Genomic DNA, 17463 nt, shown 5'->3' with positions numbered 1-17463 from the left:
TTACTTAATCGTTTAAACACTATATTGCAGGCATAAACTATTCCGATAAACAGGAACATCTGAACGATTCAATCAAAACATGAGTAAAAAAGTTTCACTAAAAGATATTGCGAAGGCGGTTGGAGTTTCTACGGCTTTGGTCTCCTATGTCCTGAATAATAAAGAAAAAGAAGCAAGGGTGGGGAAAGATATTGCAGCGGTTATTCGAAAAAAAGCAGTAGAGCTACATTATCAACCCAATCAATTAGCCAAAAGTTTAAAGAGTGGAAAATCGTTTACCATCGGATTGATTGTTGCAGATATATCCAATCCTTTTTTTGCCAATATTGCGCGCACGATAGAAGACGAAGCTAAAAAAAATAATTATACGGTAATCTTTGGCAGTTCGGATGAGAACGCCGAAAAATCATTGGACTTAATTGAAGTCTTAGTGAAACGACAGGTCGATGGCTTTATTATTGCACCAACTGAAGGATCGGAAGAACAGATTAATTACCTTAAACGCTCCAATATTCCTTTTGTATTGATAGACCGTTATTTCCCCTCCATTCAAACAAATTATGTAGCAACAGCTAATTTTCAGGCTGCCTCTCAAGCGACACGACACCTAATTGCAAACGGATTTAAGCGAATTGCCATGATTGCTTATAAAAGCAAGTTAATTCATATGCGCGAACGGATCGATGGATATCGGACTGCCATAAAGGAAAATGGTGCCTTGAAGCCTATTGTACAGGAAGTGAATTATAGCAGTGTAGGTTCGGATATCCAAGAAAAAATAGGTAAAATGTTGGCTGCTAAGCAACCTATTGACGCCTTACTTTTTGCAACGAATACCTTATCTATTCATGGGCTCAAATATTTAAATAGTAAGCACTTTAAGGTTCCCGAAGACGTCGCTGTAGTTTGTTTTGATGAAAGCGATGCATTTGACTTTTTTTACTGTCCGTTAACTTATGTGAAACAACCACTAGTAGAAGTAGCCCAGCAGGCGGTTACGATATTGATCGACCGAATTAATCAACCCATACGTGAAACAGAAGAGCAAGTATTATTGACATCAAGTTTGGTGGTGAAAGCCTCAAGTAGTCATCCTTAATTTTATATCATCATGAGAAAGATAATGATCGGAATGGTATTGTTATGTGTGCTATTGATCCCTTCGTATGCACAACAGCAAACGGTAAATACATTGACGGAACTGAAAAGATTGGCATCCTTCCACGAGTTGCCGACGTACGTAAATGATACCAAGCTACTGCAACAATCGTCTTATGATACTACAGGCAATAATGATGATGGCTTTAGTGGAAAATATTCTTTTATCCGACGCAATCCGGATAGTTCGTTGGTTATTTTTGAAGCAAAAGGAAAAGGGCTTATCAATCGGATATGGACACCAACACCAACGGATGATACGCTTGATTTTTATTTAGATAAATCAAAAAAGCCTAGCTTCTCTATTCGGTTTTCAGATCTTTTTTCCGGTCAGGTTTTTCCCTTTGTTGCACCATTGACTGGAAATGAGTTAGGGGGCTACTATAGCTATGTTCCTATTCCGTATAGTAATGGCTGCACCATCGTTTCTCGAGGGAAAAAAATGCAGTTTTACCAAATTCAATACCAGTCATATCCATCAACCTATCCAGTAGAAGATTTTCGTCTGGAGAAGAATACCGCACTGGAGAATGCATTGCATGTGATTGCGCAGCGTTGGATGCAAGTTGACCAAGTGACGAAGGGGAGCAAGGCCATTGAACAAGACACCCTATTGGCACCGGGAAATACCATAACATTAGCCGCCATTAAACAAGGTGGAAGAATTGTTGGCTTACGATTGTCTCCTGCAGAAGCTTTTGCCGGTTTACACAAACAGGTAGACATCCGCATGACTTGGGACGGCGAAGATAAGCCCGCTGTGTATATGCCGGTAGCCGACTTCTTTGGTTATGCGTTTGGTAAAACATCCATGCAGAGTTTATTGTTAGGAACCGATAATCGGGGAGCTTATTGCTATTTTCCGATGCCTTTTGCGAAGGAAGCAAAAATTGAACTGGTGTACCGCGTAGCGGAGGATCGTTCCAATACGGAACCTATTCGGATTAAATCGACCATTTATGTAACAGATGAGCCGCATGATGCTGCCCGTGAAGGAAAATTTTACGCGTATTGGCATCCTGATCGGAATACCGCTTTAGGAAAACCCCATGTTTTGCTGTCGGGTAAAGGAAAAGGTCATTATGTAGGAACGCTGTTACAGGCTCAAGGACTGGAACCGGGGATGACCCTTTTCTTTGAAGGCGATGATAGTACACGAATTGATGGTGAACTGCGCTTGCATGGTACAGGATCTGAAGATTACTTTAATGGTGGATGGTATGCGCTGCTTGATCGATGGGATCGTGCTATGAGTTTACCTTTGCATGGTTGTCTCGATTATTCATTACCCTTTGCCCGTACGGGCGGTTATCGTTTGTTCCTATCAGACAAGATGCCTTTTAATGAAGAGATTTTACATACCATCGAGCATGGGCCCGAGAATAATAATAAACGGGGCAATTATACATCAGTAGCCTTGTACTATGCCGACCATGCTATCACCACTGATACCGAAATCCAACCGACCAATGCGCTAACCGACGTTTATCTGCCAGATACGTTAATGGTATATCCGCAACTAATAAAATATAGTATTAGCGGAAATGTGATCATTAATGGCAATGTGTGGGAGTCAAAAAATGGAGGGCAAATAAAAATCGATTTAAGCGAGCTTCCAGCAGGAACGTATCAGCTGTTTGCTACCATGGAGAGGGCTCCAGATGGTGCTGAAGTAACCGTTTGGCAACGACAGAAGCAGGTAAGCGAAGCCATTTCCTTTTATGCACAGAAACGAGAACACCTAGCTTGGGAACCGATCTGTCCAATCAAGTTGGATAAATTCAAGGATGCGATTACCTTACATTTCAAAAAGGATGATACCCGATCAAAAATATATGTCAATCGCTTAATCCTCGTGCGGCAAGATCACTAGTCAACATAAATATCCTATATGAGTCAAAATAACAGCATACAAAGCCAAAATAGCTCAATGAAATTTCTTAAGGCTTCTGTAACTATGCATAAACCAATGATCGCGTTATGAGACCTGTATGCATTACCATTTATCGAAGATAAAAATTACGTAGTCTATAGGAGTTTCATCGCCATTAAAAGAAAAATTTTATTATGATGAGAACATCACTTATTTGCTTGCTTTTAATCACGTATATCGGTTTTGGCCAAACTTGGGCCCAGCAGCAGACGACAGCTACTCCTGATTGGGCAAAAGAAACGCCAGAACATAAGGCCCAACGTATGGCTTGGTGGAGGCACGATCGTTTTGGGATGTTTATCCATTGGGGTTTATATGCGGTGCCAGCACGGCATGAATGGGTACAACAGCATGAACAGCTGAGTACAGAAGAATATAAGGCGAAGTATTTTGATCTATTTAATCCCGATTTATATAATCCCAAAGAATGGGCTGCAGCCGCAAAACAAGCCGGTATGAAATACATAGTATTAACGGCTAGGCACCATGAAGGCTTTAGTTTGTGGGATACCAAAGCAAGTGATTATAAAGCGCCAAATACACCTGCGGCGCGTGACCTCATCAAACCTTTTGTAGAAGCTTGCCGAGAGGCGGGTTTGAAGGTTGGCTTTTATTATTCGCTATTGGATTGGCATCACCCCGATTTTATAGTGGACGGCACACATGCATTACGCAATAATGAGGAAGCTCGTGCATCAAACAGTAAACGCGACATGAATAAATATCGGCAGTTTATGAAAGATCAAGTGACAGAACTGCTAACCAATTATGGGAAAATTGATCTCTTATTTTACGATTTTTCTTATCCCGGTAAAGACGGGAAAGGACATGAGGATTGGGACAGTGAAGGTTTGTTAAAGTTAACGCGGAAGCTACAGCCCGATATTATTGTGAATGACCGATTGGATTTAAACGATACGGAGTGGGGTTGGGATTATAAAACGCCGGAGCAGTTTATGCCTAATAAATGGCCAGAGGTAAATGGTAAGCAAGTGCCGTGGGAAACATGCCAAACCTTCTCCGGTTCATGGGGTTATTACCGCGATGAAAATACCTGGAAGAGCACGAATCAGCTCATTGCGATGTTGATTGAAACCGTTAGTAAAGGCGGGAATTTATTGCTTAACGTTGGTCCTACTGCAAGAGGTTATTTTGATGATCGTGCCATGAATCGCTTGGAAGGGATGGGTCAATGGATGAAATACAATAGTCGATCTATTTATGGTTGTACCGCCGCCCCAGAAGAATTTCAAAAGCCGGATAATTGTTTTTTAACGTATAACCCAGAAACTAAGAGATTGTATGTACATGTGCTGCAGTGGCCTTTTAAAACCCTTTACTTGCCAGGTTATAAAGGAAAAGTGAAATATGCACAATTTTTACACGATGGTTCGGAAATAAAATATACTTCCCGCTCTTCTGCTGCTGCAGGCGCGCATACTACCGTTACAGCGGGTGAAGGAGATTTGATTGTCGATTTGCCGGTGGTCAAGCCCAATGTAGAGATTCCGGTTATTGAGTTGATATTGGAGTAGGGAGATGGCAAGCTTATGGCTCATAACGCTGGCTAGCAATTTTTGGACTAGAGAAATTTTTTTGTCAGATACCTGTATTACCAACTTTTCCATACACACAGATAATCAACTTTATTATTTGAACCATAGGATAGAACCCCGAACAACGATCACCTAAGGATGACACAACAATTATTCAAGAACCGCACAAGAATGACCTAACAATGGCACAAGAATGACCTAACAACGGCACAAGAACAACCTAACAATAACACTAGGACGACCCAATAAACTTCCTTCTTAAGCCCTATTTAAGCCCTGCCTAAGCCTAACAAATAAACAACAAACAGCGGACAATCTACTAACAATACCTACGTTTATCGAGGTATTTATTGATTTTAGTAGCTTACAGGTGATACAAATTGGCGAATATTTGATACAAATTGCGTTGTTATACGTTTTGCTAAATCGTTTTTTTGTAGCGTTTAGATGTGCTAACTAGAATGTAAACTGATGAGGTGTTGAGCTAATCCAATTTTTTCCATGTTATGAATGGAAAACTAACTGATTAAGATTTAAAGCCAAGTCAATGTAACAGATTTTTATGAAGAAAAAAAGACTCAGTTTTTTAAGGAGTGTGGACTGTCGTTGGTGTACCTTTGGTCAATCACGATTAACGTTCTTAGTGTCCATAGGCCTCCTATTGCAGCAAATGACTTATGCCGACATGAAGGTCGTCACTAGCACGTCCATCGTTTCTCCGATTCAGAATGGACGCAAGATCACGGGTATTGTATATGATGAGGCTAACCAGCCCATCATAGGCGCCAGTGTTAAAGAAAAAGGTACAACTAATGGTGCTACTACCAATGAGAAAGGTGCTTTTAGCATTACGGTAAGTGAAAAAGCATCACTTGAAATTAGTTATATCGGTTATGTAGCTCAAACTATTGCATTGGGAGAAAGTAACGAAGTGCGTGTGACTATGAAACCGGATAATCAATCTTTGGAGGAAGTCGTGGTCACGGGTTTTGGATTGAAGCAGAAAAAAGCAACGTTAACTGGTGCTATTTCAACCATCGGTTCTGAGGATGTCTCCCGGTCGTCTGCCTCAACGTCTTCAGGCGCTTTGGTGGGTAAAATAGCGGGGTTAAATACACGTCAAACGGATGGCCGTCCCGGGTCGTCAACACAAATCAGGATTCGTAACATGGGCGATCCGCTTTATGTGATCGATGGTATCCAATCGGATGCAGGCCAGTTTAACAACTTGGATTTTAATGACATTGAATCCATTTCGGTGTTAAAGGATGCATCTGCTTCTATCTATGGTGTGCGGGCCGCAAATGGTGTTATTGTGGTAACTACAAAGAAAGGAAGTACCAATTCCCAAAATATCGTTTCGCTGAATTCTTATTATGGTATTCAGAACAATTTTAAGTTTGTCGATCCTACCGATGCTAAAACCTATGTGAAGAACTATGTGCAAGGGGAAACACTGCGTGGCGAAGGAAGACAGTACAGCCGCGAAGAATACGATAAATGGATGGCTGGAACCGAACCGGGTTATGAAGGCTTCAATTGGTTAGATTATATCTGGAAAAGTTCCCCGCAAACCTATGTCAATCTAAATGTAAGCGGTGGGTCTGATAAATCCAATTACTACGTCTCTGTCGGTCGTTTAAAACAAGATGCTACCATCCGTAATTATGGAGGATTTGAACGGACTAATGCGCAAATGAATTTGGAAACGCGGGTGAACGAACGGTTAAAGGTAGGTTTTAATATGAATGGCCGTATTGAGGAGCGAGAAAATCCAGGAGTCCCCGGCGGCGATGATTATTGGTTGCCCCGTTTTGCTGTGCTCCGTAATTTACCAACCAAAGGTCCTTATGCTAATGGCAATCCCTTATATCCGCAAAAAGCAGGTGATGATCCACAAACTAATTTCGCCGTGCTCAATTATGACATCTCCGGAAGGATGAAAGAAACTTGGCGGGTGTTGCAATTACAGGCCAATGCCGAATATGAGATTACCAAAGGATTGAAAGCTAAAGCTTTGGGTGGTTATTATTATGCCAATCGCTTATTTAATAATCAAGAAAACCCGTATAACCTATACAGTTATGATGAGCAAACAGGCGAGTATAAGGTAGATTACACCATGTCCGACCCCTATCGGGAACGCGTCAATGCACATGTGGAAGAAATCACATCCAATTTGCAATTGGCATACGACAAGCAATTTGGTGGACATACCCTGAACGCTATTGTCGGCCTGGAGAGTATTCAGCGGAAGGAGCCCAGTGAACAAGTAGTCAGTAGACCAACGGCGAACAATTTGCACCTGATTAATTTAGAAGAGTTACGGAACTTTAACGATACAGGTGAAAATACACAGGCACGTTTGGGCTGGATGGGCCGCTTTAATTACAATTACGAAGGAAAATATTTAATCGAATTGTCTGGACGTTACGATGGTTCATGGAAGTTTCCACCTGATCATCGTTGGGGATTCTTCCCGTCTGGCTCTGTGGGCTGGCGTATCTCAGAAGAAAGTTTCTGGAAGGAAAGTGATTGGACGAATGTATTTGACGACGTCAAACTCCGTGGATCCTATGGTTTAGTTGGAGACGATAACGTGGATGGCTATAGTGCATTTGGGTATATGCCGGGTTATGACTATAAAAATGGTGGATCAGTGATCGATGGTAAATATGTTATTGGTTCACGGCCAAGAGGCCTTCCGGTAACAACGTTATCATGGATAAAAGCCAAAATTTTAGATATTGGCTTGGATATGTCTTTCCTGAATAATCGTCTAACAGCGCAAATTGATTATTTCAATCGCCATCGCACAGGTCTTCCCGCAGCCCGCTACGATGTGCTCTTACCTTCGGAAATTGGTTTTGGATTACCGAACGAAAATCTAAATTCAGATGTTAATAGAGGTATGGATGCGGCCATCCGGTGGGCAGATAAAATCGGTGAGCTAAATTACAGTGTCGGCGGCAACTTTACATATGCACGCTTTTACGATTGGGAACAATACGATACCCGCAGAAGCAATTCTTTGGATGAGTATCGAAACAGCATCTACCATCGGGTAGGATATATTAATTGGGGCTTGGAGGCTATCGGACAATTTGAAAGTTGGGATGAAATTGCCAATTATCCCATAGACAACGACCGTAAAGGAAATACAACCTTAATGCCTGGCGATATTAAATATAAAGATGTTAACGGTGATAAGGTGATTAACAGTTTGGATGAACGCCCAATTGGCTACCGGCAGGATGCTACGCCAATCTTAAATTTTGGATTAAATTTCGCATTCAATTGGCGGAACTTTGATTTGGCGTTTGACTTTAGTGGTACGGCTTTTTCCAGCTACTATCAACGTTACGAACAAGCAATACCTTTCCAGAACAATGGTAACAATCCCAAAGAGGTTTTCGATGATGCTTGGCATTTAGCCGATGTATGGGATGCTAATAGCGAGCTGATCCCGGGTAAATATCCGGTTGCGCGCCTCAATATGGGTGATCATTCCAATTATTGGAACAGCACATTTTGGAAACACAATGTTACCTATGTGAAACTGCGTAACCTAATGTTTGGTTATAATCTACCCAACAAATGGTTAAGCAAAGCGAAAATATCTGCTGTGCGCGTGTATTTTTCCGGACAGAATTTATTTGCCATCAGTAATGTGCAGGGCGTAGATCCAGAACAGCAGGACGAAAATGGTTTAGGCTTTCCTACCATGCGCATGTACAACTTTGGCTTAAACCTTAAATTTTAACAGACAATGAGGACAAGATATTTTTATATAGTAGGCTTAATAACGATTTTATTCGTAAGCAGTTGTAAGGACTTTTTGGAACAACAGCCGGATACAATTTTGACAGAAGATCAGGTATATGGTGATTCCAATCTAATTCGATCAGTGTTGGCAAATTTTTATGATCGTATCAGTCGAGGATTAAAGCCGAATACTACAGACCAATACTACAACTGGGGGCAACGTGCGGGAGGAGATAACAATGACTTTACACGTGTCGATGAAGCAATCCGTTATGACTTTGACAATGTCAATCAGTTTGATCGCAATCTTTGGCGGGTGTACGATTATGAATTGGTACGGAACATTAACCAGTTTTTGAAGGGCTTGAAAGAAAGCACAGCAATTACGGAAACATCCAAAACGCCACTTATTGGTGAAGCACGGTTAATCCGCGCTTGGTACTATTTTAACAGTTGCAGAAGCTTGGGCGGAATGCCTATTGTAGGGGATGAGGTGTTTGATTATACACCAGGTATGGATATCAGCCCCTTGCAGTATCCACGCGCTACGGAGGCGGAAATGTACGATTACATCATCAGCGAATGTGAGGCTATAGCCGATATGATGAGCGATAGACCAACCACGCATTCGGCCCGTGCGAATAAGTGGACGGCAAAAATGTTGGAGGCTCGTGCAGCACTTTATGCGGCTTCCTTGGCTAAATATAATAACCAGATGGCTGCTCCGGTGAAAACCGTTGGTGGAGAGGTAGGAATTGATGCTGGCAAAGCGAATGCCTATTACCAGAAAGCATTAGACGCAGCCTTGGATGTGATTCAGCATGGCCCTTACGTATTGCAGGATAAGAAGCCGGAAGATAGAGCACGGAATTTCTATGAGGCGGTTTGTGTGAAAGATGGTAATACAGAAGTGATCTGGGCTCGGGACTATTACTTTCCAGGACAGACAATTGCCTTTACCAAAGATAATTTACCTACAACGTTAGCACAGGATGCGAATTCCAGTTTTCTATCGGTATTGTTAAATCTGGCGGAAGAGTTTGAACCCATTAATACACCTACTCCAGGACAGGGAAGTAAGTTTGATGTGGGCTCTTTTAATGGCACACCAAAATTTTATGAAACAGCTGATGAGCTGTTCAAAGACAGAGATCCCCGTTTAGGTGGAACGGTGATTTATCCGGGAGCTACATTTGCCGGTAGTACGGTGGTGTATCAAGCGGGACAGCTTAATTTTCAAGATGGAAAATGGGTGAAAAAGCAGGGAGAAGCTAATTCAACAGATAAAAACGGTAACTTGATCACTTCTCCCAATGGGCCGGTATATAATTCTTCGCTTCGTTTAGTGAACAAAACAGGGTTTGGTATACGTAAATTTTTAGATGAAACTCCTCAGGCAGGTACGATAGGTAGGGGATCCGAAATGTGGGAACCACGTTTCCGCATTGCGGAAGCTTACTTAATCGCTGCAGAAGCAGCTTTTGAACTCAATGGAGGAAGTAATGCGGTATCACTAGAGAACATCAACGCAGTACGTGCTAGAGCCGGAGTACAGCCGTTAAAAACGGTTACTTTTGCTAATATCGTCCATGAGCGCCGTGTGGAATTCGCTTTTGAAGATCATCGTTATTGGGACATGATGCGCTGGCGCTTGGCAGATAAAACGTGGACTGGAAATCAAAGTAATGAAGCAGCATCTCGCCGCGGCTTATGGCCTTACCGAGTGGTGGCACCAGGCAACCCGAATGATGGCAAATGGACTTTTGAAGTGCAGAACATGAATTTTATTTATCCAAATGCATTAAATTTTCAACCAAGGCATTATTATAGCGAACTAGATAATAGCTGGCTGAACAATAATCCGAAACTGGTGAAGAATCCTTATCAATAATTCTTTTAGATCGATTACAATGAACAAGAAAATAGTATATAGTGCTTTTATGGTGTTACTGGTCCTGATTGCAGGCTGCGGAAAGGATAATTATGATGAGCCAGAATCTGTACTGACTGGACATGTGGTATACCAGGGGCAAGCATTGCAAGTGCGTGGAACAGATGAGCAGGTCAGATTACAATTTTATCAGGATGGTTATGCGAAACATGATCCCATAGACGTTTTTATTACACAAGATGGCAGCTTTACTGCAAAGTTGTTTGACGGAACATATAAAGCGGTTACTAAGGACGGAAATGGTCCTTGGGTAAATAGCCGGGACACAACGGTGATTGAGGTTCACGGTAATACCACGCATGATTTTGAAGTAACACCCTTTTTTACTATCGCTGACGCAACTATTTCGTTAAATGAAACAGTGATGGATGCTTCCTTTACCATCAATCAAGTTGTTGAAAGTGCGACGATAGGTAGGGTGTTTTTATTATTGAATACAACTTCTTTTGTGGATGAGGGGTACAGCGCAGCGAAGAAAGAAATTACCGAGGATCTGAAGGTTGGAAAAGTGAATTTTAGTCTAGATTTTTCGGATAATGAAAAGGTGAAGAATGCTTCGGCATTATTTGGAAGGGTATGTGTACAGGCAAATGGTGCCGATCAGGGAATTTATTCTCCAGTTGTGCGTTTAAGGTAGTTACTGGTTACCCATTATTGGTTATGCGTAGAACCCCTTTGGGGTTTTACTTTTTACTTTTGAATTATTGATATCTCGTTTATTTTTAAAGGTATCAATGAACCCGCCAGCTGGTGAGGGTTTTACTTTTTAGCAAATCATGATACGTACAGGAATTGGAGTACTTTTGGCAGCCAGTTTACTAGCTTGCACCAAACAACAGGAGGAGATCACTAATGTGAATCGTCCGGATACCACTATAATGAATGTAAATTATAAGGGTAACGAAAAGCCACTAAAAGCATTAAACTTTATTAAACTTCCTATTGGATCTATCCAACCTAAAGGCTGGTTGTTAAAATACCTTGAGCTCCAGAAGAATGGCCTCACTGGTCATCTCGGTGAAATCAGCGCATGGTTAGCGAAAGAAGATAATGCTTGGTTGAGCAAGGATGGGAAAGGGGATCATGGCTGGGAAGAAGTGCCCTACTGGCTAAAGGGTTACGGTGATCTAGCTTATTTGCTGAAGGATGAAAAGATGATCAAAGAAGCCAAAGTTTGGTTAAATGCAGCGTTGGAAAGCCAACGCGAAGATGGGTATTTCGGACCGGAAGTCATGAAAAATGGAAAACCAGATCTTTGGGGAAACATGATTATGCTTTGGTGTCTCCAATCGTATTATGACTATAGTAAAGACGAGCGGGTTTTACCTTTTATGGAAAAATATTTCCAATGGGAAAATCAACTACCCGATAGCTTATTCTTAAAGGATTATTGGGAAAATAGCCGGGGAGGCGATAACTTATACAGCGTATATTGGTTATACAACCAAACCGACGGAAAAAATGCATGGCTGCTCGATTTAGCAAAGAAAATTCACCGCAATACGGCAGATTGGCGACAGCCAAATAATTTACCCAATTGGCATAATGTGAATATTGCACAGTGTTTTAGAGAACCAGCTACTTATTATATGCAAACGGGTGACCTAAAAGATTTGGAAGCTACCTATCGTGATTTTCAGTTGATTCGAGAGAAATATGGGCAAGTACCAGGGGGCATGTTTGGTGCGGATGAAAATGCGCGAGAAGGATATAGCGATCCACGGCAGGGCGTAGAAACCTGCGGTATGGTAGAACAAATGGCTTCCGACGAATTGTTAATGGGCATCACGGGTGATCCTTTTTGGGCAGATCACGCAGAAGAGGTGGCCTTTAATACCTACCCAGCTGCGGTTATGCCTGATTTTAAAGGCCTTCGCTATATCACCAGTCCGAATATGTCCATCAGCGATAGCAAAAACCATCATCCGGGAATTGATAATAGCGGCCCTTTTTTAATGATGAACCCATTTAGCTCACGCTGTTGCCAGCATAATCATGCGCAAGGCTGGCCGTATTATGCTGAACATTTGTTTATGGCGACACCAGATAATGGTTTGGCTGCGCTATTATATAGTGATGCCGACGTGGAGGCTAAAGTTGGCGATGGGAAAATGGTGCATATTAGCGCTGCAACACATTACCCTTTTGAAGAGCAAGTGAAATTTACCATACATACGCAAGAAAGTGTTTTTTTTCCTTATTATTTACGAATACCGACATGGTGCAAGGCGGCAAAGCTGACGATTAATGGCGAGGAACAACCCGGAATAGTTAAAGGTGGAACCTATGCGAAATTGGCTAGAACGTGGAAGGATGGCGATGAAGTCATCTTGATATTACCCATGAACGTTGAGCTTAAAACATGGGAAGGTAATAAGCATAGCGTAAGTGTTAATCGTGGACCACTAACCTATTCATTGAAAATTCAGGAAAACTATGTGAAAAAAGATAGTAAGGCTTCAGCCATAGGCGACTCGAAATGGCAGAAAACAGCTGATCCTGAAAAGTGGCCTTCATTTGAAATTCTACCCGCTTCAGCGTGGAATTATGGATTGAGCGGTGAAGCGTTGAAAGATCCTGTAAAGGCTTTTCAGGTAGTGAAAAAAGACTGGCCAAGGAATGATTTCCCATTTACACCGGAAGATGCGCCTATCGTAATGAAGACCAAAGGGCAACGTATCCCTGAGTGGAAGATTGATGAATTTGGGTTAACGGCAGTGTTACCGGCAAGTCCAGTCAAAGTAGATAGTAAAGCGGAAAATATAGAATTGATTCCGATGGGGGCAGCACGTTTACGGATTACTTCCTTTCCAACGATAGCTCCTTAACGCTTTTAGAACAGCAACCGCATCAAAAGAAGTCATATCATAAAACAAATAGTACAACAATGAAGAAAAACACTATTTTTTGTAGCTTACTGCTTGGGGCAAGCTTGTTCGCTGCTTGCAATAACCCATCGTCAGAACAGCGAACGGCGACGACGAAAGAAGATACAGGAAAAGCGCTTCGGCCCCCCGCTTATCCTTTAATTACGCATGATCCCTATTTAAGTGTATGGTCTTTTGGCGATACCTTAAATATCCAGCAAACGAAGCACTGGACGGGTATAGACCAACCGCTATATGCTTTGGCTAAAGTAGACGGGGAGGTTTATCAATTAGCGGGAAAATCCCTTTCGGTGATAGAAGATGTCGTGCCAACTGCACAAAAAAAGCCCTATACGGTACGGTATAGCTATGAAAAACCCGCAGCGGGATGGGAAACAACGGGTTTTGCTGATCAATCCTGGAAGCAGGGTGCCGCTCCTTTTGGCGATAATTCGGGCGATAATCCTATGAAACCAGCAAGTTTATATGATAAAGAAATTTGGTATCGCCGAGAATTTGATTTCGATGGGCAGAATAAGGATAACTTAAAATTGTTGATCAGCCATGATGATGCAGTTGAGGTATTTTTGAATGGTGAGTTGCTCTATAAAGATGATAACTTTATCTTGGATTATGCACAAAAACCTATCCCTGCTAATGTCTTGAAGGCGTTAAAACAAGGGAAAAATGTATTAGCCGTACATTGTCGAAATGACCGCGGAGGCGCCTTTATTGATGTGGGTTTAGTTAACGAAAAGCGTTTATTGGAGGCTCGTCCTGCTCAACAGCAATCGGTTAAATTGACGGCAACGCAAACGGCATATCACTTTGCTGCTGGAGCGGTGAATATCGATTTAACCTTTACTTCTCCATTACTGATGGATCAGTTGGAAGTGCTGGCACGTCCTGCTTCTTATGTTACTTTTAACGTCCGACCGTCCGACGGCAAATCGCATGACGTGAAGGTATGGTTTGCGTTATCAGGTACCCTAAGTACGGATAAACCCAATCAGGAAGTTAAGGCTTCGCATGAACAGGCAAATGGACAAGTGGTACTAGCAGTAGGTACAAAGAGCCAACAGGTATTGGGTAAAAAGGGAGATAATGTCCGCATTGACTGGGGTAAGGCGTATTTGGCCGCTGAAGCAGGAGAAACTACTCAAGGTATTCTTGGTCGTGTACAGGATATGGCAAATACCATCAACGATAAGGGGAATGTATCGACAGAATCTGTTGATGGTGCCGCCGCCGATATGCTCATCGGTGTACAAATGGATTTAGGAAAAGTAGCTGATGCAACGAATAAACATGTGATTGTTGCTTATGACGATGAGTATGCGATACAGTATTTTGGTAAAAATTTACGTGCTTGGTGGCGCAGAGACGGCAAAACAACTGCTTTGGATATGTTGAAATTGGCAGAGAACGACTATAGCCAATTAATGGCTGCTTGTAACAAGTTTGACGAGACTTTGGCTACTGATGCAAAACAAGCCGGCGGCGAAAAATACGCACAGTTATGTGAATTGGCGTATAGACAGTCCATCGCTGCACATAAGGTGGTCGCTAATACCAATGGCGAATTATTGTTTTTCTCTAAAGAGAATTTTTCTAATGGATCTATTGGTACGGTCGATATAACGTACCCTTCAGCACCTTTGTATCTGTTATATAATACCGAACTAGCGAAAGGTTTATTACGTTTCATTTTTGAGTATAGTGAAAGTGGGCGGTGGACCAAACCATTTCCATCACATGATGTGGGTACTTATCCATTAGCAAACGGCCAAACTTACGGTGAAGATATGCCGGTAGAAGAGGCGGGTAACATGCTGACGGTAACAGCTGCGATTGCGGTGCGCGATGGAAAGGCAGATTTTGCTGAGCAGCATTGGGAAACGTTGACTACCTGGACGAACTACCTGAAAAAGGAAGGCTTCGATCCGGCTAATCAATTATGTACAGACGATTTTGCAGGGCATCTGGCACGTAATGCCAATCTTTCAATAAAGGCTATTATGGGTATTGCTGCTTATGCAAAGTTGGCCGAAATGCTGCATAAAGACCAAGAAGCAAAAGAAAATTTTGCATTGGCAAGAGATCTGGCTAAAAAATGGATGGAATTAGCAGCAGATGGTGATCATTATGCATTAGCATTTGGTCAGGCAGATACTTGGAGTCAAAAATATAATTTGATTTGGGATAAGTTATTAAAGTTGAATATCTTCCCGAAGGAAGTGGTAGACAAGGAATTGGCTTATTATAAAGGTAAACAGCAAGCGTATGGCTTACCTTTGGATAGCCGTAAAACCTATACTAAATCGGATTGGATTTTGTGGACAGCTACTTTAGGAAGTGATGCGGATTTCCAAACATTCGTCGACCCTGTATGGAAATATGCTAATGAAACTGCTGATCGTATTCCTTTGAGCGATTGGCATGAAACGACGGATGGCAAATCCGTGGGCTTTAGAGCTCGTGCGGTAGTTGGTGGATATTTTATAAAGCTGCTGGATAAAACAATGAATAAATAAAATTTGGTGTCACTTTTTACCGCAAAAAGTGACGCAAAAGCTCCCGCTGTAGATTTTGCTACAATGCAAGTGCCTCCCACTACAAGTCGCAAAATCTAAGGCGGATGTTAAGTGGAACGAAGAACCTCTGCCAGCAGATAAAACCGAGGAGTTAGCCAACCCCTCGGTTTTGGTTTTTTCATGATGCATTTGCTTTTAAAGATATCCAAGCTAATCGTGGTCTGCGGAAGAATTAACACCAAATGAGACAATATAAAGAAAGATTGACACAAGGATAGTCCTACTTCTTCACGAAAATTCTTTTCTTTGAAAATGAAAATGTTGGACAGCTGGAATGAATACTGCTGTCCGAAAGAAAACAATCAATTAGAACTGTTTACCTGAAAATCGTTGATGGCTAGTTCTCCCAACATAGGCGTTGTTTGCAACGTTTTGGAGCGAGCTGACGATTTTAACCCGGCAGCCGGGTTTAACATTGGATACGAAAAATAAATAAGATACCATGAATACAAGTACATTTAAATGGAGTTGCCTGATACTATGGAGTGTTTGGTTAATGGCTTGCGGGCCTACAACGGGAAATAAAAATGATCAACAGCAAGATACGACCACTACTGCTGATCAACGATCTATCTGGTCAAAAGAAGAGGCGAATGCTTGGTATGAAAAGCAACCTTGGCTAGTGGGTTGTAATTTTAGTCCAAGTACCGCAATCAACCAATTGGAAATGTGGCAGGCCGAAAGCTTTGATACAACAACTATAAATCGAGAGCTTGGCTGGGCAGCTGATCTTGGTTTCAATACGGTTAGGGTTTATCTGCATGATCTCGTTTACGAACAAGATAGTACTGGATTTTTAGGACGCATGGATACGTTCTTGAAATTAGCATCAGCGCATCATATTAAGCCATTGTTTGTGTTATTTGACTCGTGTTGGGATCCGTACCCTAAATTGGGAAAACAACGTGATCCAAAACCGCATGTCCACAACTCCGGTTGGGTACAAAGCCCCGGCGCAGACGTCCTGAAAGATAGTACCCAGTATCCCAGATTAGAACGCTATGTCAAAGGTGTCGTAAGCCATTTTGCGACAGACGACCGTATTTTAGGTTGGGATGTATGGAACGAACCCAATAACCCAAATACGAGTTCATATGGTAAAGTGGAGTTAAAAGATAAAAATGAACGGGTATTACCGTTATTGCAAAAGACATTTGTTTGGGCTAGAGCAGTCAGTCCCGAACAACCACTCACATCCGGTTTATGGGATGGAGGGGATTGGTCGGACGAAGCCTCTTTATCTCCTATCCAAAAGGTGCAATTGGAAGAATCGGATGTGCTTTCTTTCCATAACTATGAAGAACCTTCTTCTTTCGAAAATCGGATTAAACAGTTACAAAAATACGGTAAACCTTTATTGTGTACGGAGTATATGGCCAGACCAAATAAAAGTACGTTCGAAGGTACCTTGCCTATTGCCAAGCAATATAAGGTGGCTGTCTATAATTGGGGATTTGTGGATGGAAAAACACAAACGATTTATGCATGGGACAGTTGGGGTAAAACCTATACTGCCGAACCAAAAGTCTGGTTTCATGACATTCTACGCAGAAATGGCAAGCCGTATAGCGAAAAAGAAGTTGCATTTATCAAATCATTAACAACAAAAAATTAAAATTAACTCTTTATAATAGTATAG

The 17463-nt window shown here is 41.9% G+C and carries 9 protein-coding genes; all 9 read left to right on the top strand.

Features of this window, described 5'->3' with window-relative positions; translation table 11 throughout:
- The first annotated feature begins 79 nt into the window (after positions 1–79).
- The 9 genes from ABD930_RS16910 (at position 80) to ABD930_RS16870 (ending at position 17439) form a co-directional block, all read left to right on the top strand.
- Positions 80–1099: a substrate-binding domain-containing protein gene (locus ABD930_RS16910; RefSeq protein WP_345233354.1), complete on the top strand. Its 1020-nt coding sequence runs from the start codon at positions 80–82 to the stop codon at positions 1097–1099.
- A 12-nt stretch (positions 1100–1111) separates the two neighbouring features.
- Positions 1112–3031, top strand: a complete 1920-nt coding sequence (locus ABD930_RS16905; protein ID WP_345233352.1) for a glycoside hydrolase family 172 protein — start codon at positions 1112–1114, stop codon at positions 3029–3031.
- A gap of 194 nt (positions 3032–3225) precedes the next feature.
- On the top strand, positions 3226–4626 hold the full coding sequence (locus ABD930_RS16900) for an alpha-L-fucosidase (protein WP_345233350.1): 1401 nt from the start codon (positions 3226–3228) through the stop codon (positions 4624–4626).
- 583 nt (positions 4627–5209) lie between these two features.
- The gene (locus ABD930_RS16895) at positions 5210–8410 is read left to right on the top strand and encodes a SusC/RagA family TonB-linked outer membrane protein (RefSeq protein ID WP_345233348.1); all 3201 of its coding nucleotides are present in this window, start codon (positions 5210–5212) and stop codon (positions 8408–8410) included.
- A 6-nt stretch (positions 8411–8416) separates the two neighbouring features.
- Positions 8417–10303, top strand: a complete 1887-nt coding sequence (locus tag ABD930_RS16890) for a RagB/SusD family nutrient uptake outer membrane protein (protein ID WP_345233346.1) — start codon at positions 8417–8419, stop codon at positions 10301–10303.
- Positions 10304–10322: 19 nt separating this feature from the next.
- A complete protein-coding gene (locus tag ABD930_RS16885) occupies positions 10323–11000 on the top strand; it encodes a DUF3823 domain-containing protein (RefSeq protein WP_345233344.1) in 678 nt (225 codons plus the stop codon).
- A gap of 139 nt (positions 11001–11139) precedes the next feature.
- Positions 11140–13191, top strand: coding sequence for a beta-L-arabinofuranosidase domain-containing protein (locus ABD930_RS16880; protein WP_345233343.1), 2052 nt, complete (start codon positions 11140–11142; stop codon positions 13189–13191).
- A gap of 59 nt (positions 13192–13250) precedes the next feature.
- Entirely contained in the window at positions 13251–15764 is a 2514-nt protein-coding gene (locus ABD930_RS16875; protein ID WP_345233341.1) for a glutaminase family protein, read from the top strand.
- Between the two features lie 502 nt (positions 15765–16266).
- Entirely contained in the window at positions 16267–17439 is a 1173-nt protein-coding gene (locus ABD930_RS16870; RefSeq protein ID WP_345233340.1) for a cellulase family glycosylhydrolase, read from the top strand.
- Positions 17440–17463 lie beyond the last annotated feature (24 nt).

This window comes from Olivibacter ginsenosidimutans (assembly GCF_039542865.1).
Lineage (GTDB): Bacteria > Bacteroidota > Bacteroidia > Sphingobacteriales > Sphingobacteriaceae > Olivibacter > Olivibacter ginsenosidimutans.
Note: the sequence above shows the minus strand (reverse complement) of the source record. Positions and strands in the feature narration are given on the sequence as shown.